A 6,658-nucleotide genomic window follows, 5' to 3' on the forward strand; every position below is an offset into this window, starting at 1 on the left:
CCCGCTGCGGGCTTTCCAGCGGCTTTCCGGCCAACCCGACTTTTCTGGATTTTTCGTCTTTTGTGGATGGGTGGGCTGTGCCAGCCGGCCCGGCTCCTCAGTGCTCCTCAGCGCTCCTCAGCGGCTCGTCATCCCCGCGGGCTGAGCCGTGACGCTCTCGCGTACGGCGCGGCGGGAGCGCCGGGCCGTACGGAGACCGTCCCAGGTGAAGACCGACAGGGCCAGCCAGACGATCGCGAACCCGACCCAGCGGCTGGCCGGCATGACCTCGTGCACCACGAGGATGCCGACGAGGAACTGCAGAACCGGGGCGATGTACTGCAGCAGCCCGACCGTGGTGAGCGGCACCCGCAGCGCCGACGCCGTGAAGAGCAGCAGCGGGATGGCGGTGATGACGCCCGCCCCGACGAGCAGCAGGGCGTGCCCCAGGCCCTCGGTCCCGAAGGTGTTCTGCCCCTGCCCCTGCAGGAAGGCCAGGTAGCCGAGCGCGGGAAGCAGCAGCACCAGGGTCTCGACGGCCATGCTCTCGGCGGCCCCCACCTGCGCGATCTTCTTGACCAGGCCGTAGGTGCCGAAGCTGGCCGCCAGCGTCAGCGCGATCCACGGCGGCCTGCCGTAGTCGATGGCGAGCAGCAGGACCGCTACGGCGCCGAGCCCGACGGCTCCCCACTGCCACGGCCGCAGACGCTCCTTGAGCAGCACGACGCCGAACAACACGCTCACCAGCGGGTTGATGAAGTAACCGAGCGCGCTCTCGACCACATGTCCGGCGTTGACCGCGTAGATGTAGACACCCCAGTTGACCGTGATGATCGCGGCGGCGAGGGCGAGAAGGGCGAGCTTCTTCGGGGTGCGCAGCAGTTCGCGGAACCACGACCAGTGGCGCCGCACGGCCAGGATCACGACGACGGCCGCGAGGGACCACACCATGCGGTGGGCGAGGATCTCCAGGGCTCCTGAGGGCTTCAGGAGCGGCCAGTACAGGGGAAACAGCCCCCACATGCCGTAGGCGGCGATGCCGTAGAGGACCCCACGTCGTGATTCAGGCATGTCCCCCATTTTTACTGCTTACGCGATTTAACACAAATTAGTGATACTTGTCCGACGATTAAGGTGCGCTTAAGGGAACACGAGGGCGGCCAGGATGGTTCCTAGCTGGTGAGAACGTGTCAGAAGGAGGTTCGCAGCATGGGCTGGCTGTTCGGCAAGGACAAGACTTCCATGGTCGTCCCGGAGAACGCGCTGCCGGGCCGTACCACCCCGATCGCGGTGCCCGCACGCCACGCGGTCCTCGACGCCCCGCTGGTTCCGCCGTACCCCGAGGGAACCGAGATCGCCGACTTCGGCCTGGGCTGTTTCTGGGGCGCCGAGCGCAAGTTCTGGCAGACCCCGGGCGTGGTCTCCACCTCGGTCGGCTACGAGGGCGGTTACACGCCCAACCCGACCTACGAGGAGGTGTGCACCGGCCAGACCGGCCACACCGAGGTCGTCCGCGTGATCTTCGACCCGTCCCGCGTCTCCTACGAGGAACTGCTGCGCGTCTTCTGGGAGAACCACGACCCGACCCAGGGCATGCGCCAGGGCAACGACGTCGGCACCCAGTACCGCTCGGCGATCTACTACCACTCGCCCGAGCAGGAGAAGTCCGCCCTGGCCTCCCGCGACGCCTACCAGAAGGTGCTCGACGAGGCGGGCTACGGCAGGATCACCACGGAGATAGCCCTCGCGGGCGACTACTACCACGCCGAGGAATATCACCAGCAGTACCTCTACAAGGTCCCCAACGGCTACTGCGGCATCGGCGGCACGGGCGTGGCCTGCCCGGTGGGCCTGGTGCCGACCGAGGAGTAGCTCTCCAAGGAGTACCGGTCTTCGGATGTGGGGCGCTCCGTTGTTCGGTCCGCGTCGCGGTGAGACCACGTGTGTCGGGCACCGCCTGGTTACATTCGACGCATGAGCGTGATGCGTGAGGAACTGCACCACCTGGTGGACTGCCTGCCCGAGGAGAAGGTGGCCCCTCTGCTTCGCCTTGTGCGTGACCAGTTCGATGAGCGGCCCGTCATCCGTGACCTGCCGTTCATCGGGATGCTTGAGGCCGAGCCAGATTTCGCGGAACGCTCTGAAGAGACCTTGCGCTCGGAGGACAATCACTCTTTGTGATCGTCATCGATTCAGGGCATTTGGTCGCAGCAGTCAACATCCGGGACCGGTATCACGACCTCTGCGCCAGGCTTCTGCGGAGCCACTCCGGTCCGCTTCTCGTTCCCACGACGTCGTTACGGAAGTCTGTCAGCTCATAGAGAGACGGCAAGGAAGCAAGGCGGAGGCGGCGTTTCTCAGCTCCTTTCGGGCTGGGTTGGTTCTGGTCCAGGTCACCACCGAGGATCTGGACCGGATGAGCGAGCTTGTGGAGGTGTACGCCAACCTTCCGCTGGGTGCTGTCGACGCCTCCGTGGTCGCAGTAGCTGAGCGGCTTGGCTTGACCGAGGTGGCCGCACTCGATCGCCGTCATTTCACCGTCGTACGCCCCCGGCATGTGGATGCATTCACTCTCCTGCCCGAACGGCTCTAAACACGAGATCGAGGACGCGTCTGGTGTCCTGTACGCGTATCGGTTACTGCGGTTTGGGTGGGACGGGGTGGCCTGCCCGGTGGGCTTGGTGTCGACCGAGGAGTAGCTCCACGGCGCTCCGCCGTATGGCTCGCGCTCAACTTTCTGGACACGGGTCGTCTGCTGTCTGGTCATGGTTGATCTGAGGTCGTCCGTCGTATCGGCTGTTCGAACCTGGGTCGTCGCCGACAACTCGGTGAGGGCGGACAGCGGTGCGGCTCATGATGTCGGCCTTGCCGACCAGTAGCGGTGTCCACTTCTCGGGAACAGGACTTAAGGGTCCTTGTGTCACCGAGAAGTGGTACCAAAAAATGGTACCGTCGGTCGTATGGCTGAGACACGGCTTCGGCTGCCGGATGAGACGTACGAGCAGATCAAGCAGATCGCCGGGGATGACGCGCAGAGCGTCAACTCGGCGATGGTGGTGGCCATCGAGGAATACATCGTCCGACGGAGGCGGGAGCGCTATCAGACGATGGGCCGGAAGATCGCTGAACGAGACCGGGAGTTGCTGGAGCGGCTCGCTCGATGACGCTCTATCCGACGACCTCGGACCTTCTCGCCTTGGCCGAGGTGGTGCTGCCCGAGGTCCTTCTCCGCGACGGCGGCCAACTGCACGCAGCCGTGCTGCGCCCGCAGACCACCGTCTTCGGCGAAGACGCCTATCCGGACCTGTGGGAGAAGGCTGCGGCTCTGATGCAGAGCATTCTGATCGGGCACCCTCTGGTGGACGGTAACAAGCGGCTCGCCTGGGTGGCGTCCGTCGCCTTTCTGGAGGACAACGGGGAGATCCTGGAGTATCAGGACGTGGACGAAGCCGAAAGGCTCGTCATCGCCGTGGCGACGGGCGGGCTGGAGGACATCCCCGATCTGGCGCAGCGACTTCGCAAACTTCGTGAGTGAAGACCGACGCACGATTGGGTTCGCCACCTCACCTCCGACGAGCTGCGCGCCTTCACTCTCGAACTGGTGGAGGCGCTCTCCGACGCTGCGGAACTGGATGTCGACCTCACCACACAGGAGGTCATCGCGGGGCTGGCGGGCGACCGCTCGGATCAAGGCTGATCCCGCCCATTACGCCCAGGCTCGCAAGGCCACAGGCGGTGACTACGGGCCGGTAGAGGTTTCGGCGTGAGCCCGAAACGCGGTGACCGGGTCACGGTCCCGCCTCCGGATGACGAATGGGGCATCCGGTTCGGTGCCAGTGATGCGGTCAAGGGGTGGGAGGAACTGCGCCGCCACGCCCTGGGGAACACACGCCGATGTTTCGAGGCACCGCGCGCCGATCCCCGCTCACGAGCGGATCACGAGCGTCAACATCGCCTACGCGGTGACCTCGCGACTCATCGTCATAATGGCCAGGACCTGGAGCAATGGGAATTCGAGGTCACCAGCGGCGGGCGCGTCCGCTATGCCATCGATGACGCCACTCGCACTGTCTGGATCGTCTATGCCTCACCCCGTCACCCGAAAGACACCGACACCTGAAGCCGGAGGCGGGGAGCCGATCAGGTGATCCTTTGTCCGGACCGCGACAGTTGTCCGGCTCAAGATCGAAAAGAGGGAGAGCCGGTGAGGTGGGAGCAGGGGCGTGCCGCACTTGAGGGCATGCTCGGCCGCGGTGAGATCGAAAGAGTGGCGGCGAGCCGAGCATAGGCGGAGGAACTGCTGGCTCAGGCCCGAAAACACATGGTGACGGTTCGCCTTGCGATGGAATCGGATCCGAGTGGCCGGTGTCGGCCGAGGAGTGGCTCCGCGCCTCTCGCCGTACGGCTCGCCCGGGGACGAGCCGTTCCGCCGCCGCGAACGGTCGTGCGTCCTGCAGCAAGATCCAAGTCGCTTGCAATCGCGGTCCGGAATCCTGCTGCCGTACATCACACCGGGCCGTCACGCAGGAGCGTCATGCGCCGGGGCAGGTTCATGCCGGGGAATCGCAAGGGCCACGAGGCGTCCGGCAAGCTGCCGCGACCCCGTCGCTCCTTCTGCTGACGCGATCACCGGCGGGTGATCGACCGGGTCGGGTTCGGCGGTGCGGGCCCTCGAACGAAATCGCGAACGGCGGCCCTCGAACGAGATGGGGAGGCAGTGGACACAGGCATCATGCCATTGGTCGGGATCGTGTTCGGAGCGGTGTTCATCGGGACCAGCGTCCGCACCATCACCGTTGGACGGTGGTTACGGCGGCACGGGGCGCGGGTGCCGGGCGTCGTCGTGAGACTGCGCCGGTCCGGCGGCCATCACAGGGGTGTGTACTACCCCACCCTGCGGTTCCAGACGGTGCAGGGCTTCGTGGTGGAGACCGAGTCGGATCTGGGCTTCAACCCGTCGCCGGTTCGTCCGGGCCAGCAGGTCATGGTGGTCTACGACCCCGAGCGGCCCCAGCGTGTCCGTGTGGACGGGATGGGCGGCGGTGGCGTGCTTCACGGCGCGCTGTTCCTGATCGTCGGGGTGGTCGTCCTGGTGGTCTCCCTGTTCTTCGCGGTCAGGGCCTGGTTGTGAGGACGACCACTGCGGCATCGGGGGCGCCGACGTCCGGCTGGGGCTCGTCCGGGTCCCACGGTGCGGAGGTACGGTCTCGGGCCGTTCGGGGTCTCACGTCGCTGTCCTGTGGAGGAAGTCGACGACGCGGGTGTTGAGGTCGGCGGCCTCGTGCCACGGCATCGCGTGGTGGGACAGGCCCGGCAGTACCGCGATCTCCGCGTGGGGGAGCAGGCGTGCGGCGGCGGACGCGACGCGGTGCGGGAAGTGCGCCCTGCCGTCGCCGGCGAGGAGGATCAGGGTCGGAGTCGTGAGCGCGCGCAGCGATCCGGGCTTGGGCCGCCTCCCGGTCACGATCCTCGTGTCCGGGAACTCCGCGGCCAGGCCGTAGAGCCGCAGCCAGGCGGGGTCGGCGTGCGCGCCACCGGTCTCCCATGTCAGGAACGCCCGCGCGCGCGAGGCCGTCGGCCGTGTGAGGGACGGCAGCGCGCGTGCCAGGTATCCCGCCCGGAACCCGCCGAAACACTGCGTCGGATCGAGCAGGACGAGCCGCCGGACCCGCTGGGGCGAGTGGAGACCGTACGTCAGGGCGATCCACGCGCCGTAGGAGTGCCCGCACACCGCGGCGTTCTCGACCCCGAGCCCGTCGAGTACCCCGTCCAGCCAGCCGAGCAGGTCACGGACGTCGCGAGGGGGACGTTGGCCTCGGACGCTCCGTCCCGGCTCGCCGATGCGGTCCACGGCGTACACCCGATGGCGGTGCGCGAACGCGGCGACGTTGGCGAACCACATCGCCGCCGTGGTGCCGCCGCCGTGCAACAGGACCAGCGGTGGGCCGTCCACGGGGCCGCACGCGTTCACCCGTGTCGTGCCGTACACCGACGGCAGGTCGATCGACTCGACCCGGACCGGCCAGTGCCCGAGGACCGTGTCGTAGGCGGAGAGGAAGGCCGTGTTCCCGTCGTCGGACATGCCCACCCCGATAAGTGTCTCGCTCGGCAATAATCTCGTTGAGCGAGATAATGCCATACTGGGGCGGTGACGAGGAGTCGGGAGGGCGGCGGGGACGTGTACGAACAGGACGCCGGGATGCGGGTGGTCCATCTGCTGCGCGCCATCACCGTGGAACTCGACCGCATGGGAGAGAGGTTCGCCGCCGGACACGATCTTCATCCGACCGATGTGCGCGCGCTCATCTGCCTGCTGGACGCCGCCCGTACGGGCACGCCCGCCACCCCGGGAACGCTGGGGGCGAGTCTCGGCCTCAACTCCGCGGGTACCACGGCGGTGGTCGACCGGCTGGAAAGACTCGGTCACGTACGCCGGGAACGCGACACCCGGGACCGTCGGCGGGTGCTGCTGAAAGTGGACGAGAGCGCCGTCGCCCTCGGATGGGGCTTCTTCGGCCCGCTCATCCACGAGATCGTCGCCGTCATGGGCCGGTTCGACGCCGCGGAGCAGGCGACCATCGAGCGCTTCCTCGGCGTTGTGCACGAGGCCGTCGCCCTGGGACGAACCACCCAGGACTAGACGAGTAAGTCCTATGTCCGGCTAGTGGTCGTAGGCGAT

Annotated in this window: 10 protein-coding genes; 8 read left to right on the top strand and 2 right to left on the bottom strand. The window is 67.0% G+C overall.

The window, feature by feature from the left end; translation table 11 throughout:
- Positions 1-117: 117 nt before the first annotated feature.
- Positions 118-1,050: an EamA family transporter RarD gene (gene rarD, locus ACFOYY_RS33490; RefSeq protein WP_362912506.1), complete on the bottom strand. Its 933-nt coding sequence runs from the start codon at positions 1,048-1,050 to the stop codon at positions 118-120.
- A 138-nt stretch (positions 1,051-1,188) separates the two neighbouring features.
- Between rarD and msrA the strand changes: the two genes are divergently transcribed.
- The 7 genes from msrA (at position 1,189) to ACFOYY_RS33525 (ending at position 5,110) form a co-directional block, all read left to right on the top strand.
- On the top strand, positions 1,189-1,851 hold the full coding sequence (gene msrA, locus ACFOYY_RS33495) for a peptide-methionine (S)-S-oxide reductase MsrA (RefSeq protein WP_386195078.1): 663 nt from the start codon (positions 1,189-1,191) through the stop codon (positions 1,849-1,851).
- A gap of 102 nt (positions 1,852-1,953) precedes the next feature.
- Positions 1,954-2,160, top strand: coding sequence for a hypothetical protein (locus ACFOYY_RS33500; protein WP_386195096.1), 207 nt, complete (start codon positions 1,954-1,956; stop codon positions 2,158-2,160).
- Complete coding sequence (locus ACFOYY_RS33505) at positions 2,066-2,572, top strand: PIN domain-containing protein (RefSeq protein WP_386195094.1); 507 nt, start codon at positions 2,066-2,068, stop codon at positions 2,570-2,572. The genes ACFOYY_RS33500 and ACFOYY_RS33505 overlap by 95 nt, the downstream gene beginning before the upstream one ends.
- Before the next feature lie 367 nt (positions 2,573-2,939).
- A complete protein-coding gene (locus ACFOYY_RS33510; protein ID WP_386195080.1) occupies positions 2,940-3,143 on the top strand; it encodes an Arc family DNA-binding protein in 204 nt (67 codons plus the stop codon).
- Positions 3,140-3,514 carry a type II toxin-antitoxin system death-on-curing family toxin gene (locus ACFOYY_RS33515; protein ID WP_386195082.1) on the top strand — a complete coding sequence of 125 codons (375 nt, stop codon included), beginning with the start codon at positions 3,140-3,142 and terminating at the stop codon, positions 3,512-3,514. The genes ACFOYY_RS33510 and ACFOYY_RS33515 overlap by 4 nt, the downstream gene beginning before the upstream one ends.
- A gap of 228 nt (positions 3,515-3,742) precedes the next feature.
- Positions 3,743-4,099, top strand: coding sequence for a hypothetical protein (locus ACFOYY_RS33520; RefSeq protein WP_386195084.1), 357 nt, complete (start codon positions 3,743-3,745; stop codon positions 4,097-4,099).
- Between the two features lie 612 nt (positions 4,100-4,711).
- Complete coding sequence (locus ACFOYY_RS33525; RefSeq protein WP_386195086.1) at positions 4,712-5,110, top strand: DUF3592 domain-containing protein; 399 nt, start codon at positions 4,712-4,714, stop codon at positions 5,108-5,110.
- A 93-nt stretch (positions 5,111-5,203) separates the two neighbouring features.
- Here the strand turns inward: ACFOYY_RS33525 and ACFOYY_RS33530 are convergent, their stop codons facing one another.
- Positions 5,204-6,061 (bottom strand): alpha/beta fold hydrolase, encoded by an 858-nt coding sequence (locus ACFOYY_RS33530; protein WP_386195088.1) that lies wholly within the window; start codon positions 6,059-6,061, stop codon positions 5,204-5,206.
- Positions 6,062-6,127: 66 nt separating this feature from the next.
- Between ACFOYY_RS33530 and ACFOYY_RS33535 the strand changes: the two genes are divergently transcribed.
- Positions 6,128-6,619 (top strand): MarR family winged helix-turn-helix transcriptional regulator, encoded by a 492-nt coding sequence (locus tag ACFOYY_RS33535; RefSeq protein WP_386195090.1) that lies wholly within the window; start codon positions 6,128-6,130, stop codon positions 6,617-6,619.
- Positions 6,620-6,658 lie beyond the last annotated feature (39 nt).

This window comes from Streptosporangium jomthongense (assembly GCF_042650425.1).
In the GTDB taxonomy this organism is placed as follows: Bacteria; Actinomycetota; Actinomycetes; order Streptosporangiales; family Streptosporangiaceae; genus Streptosporangium.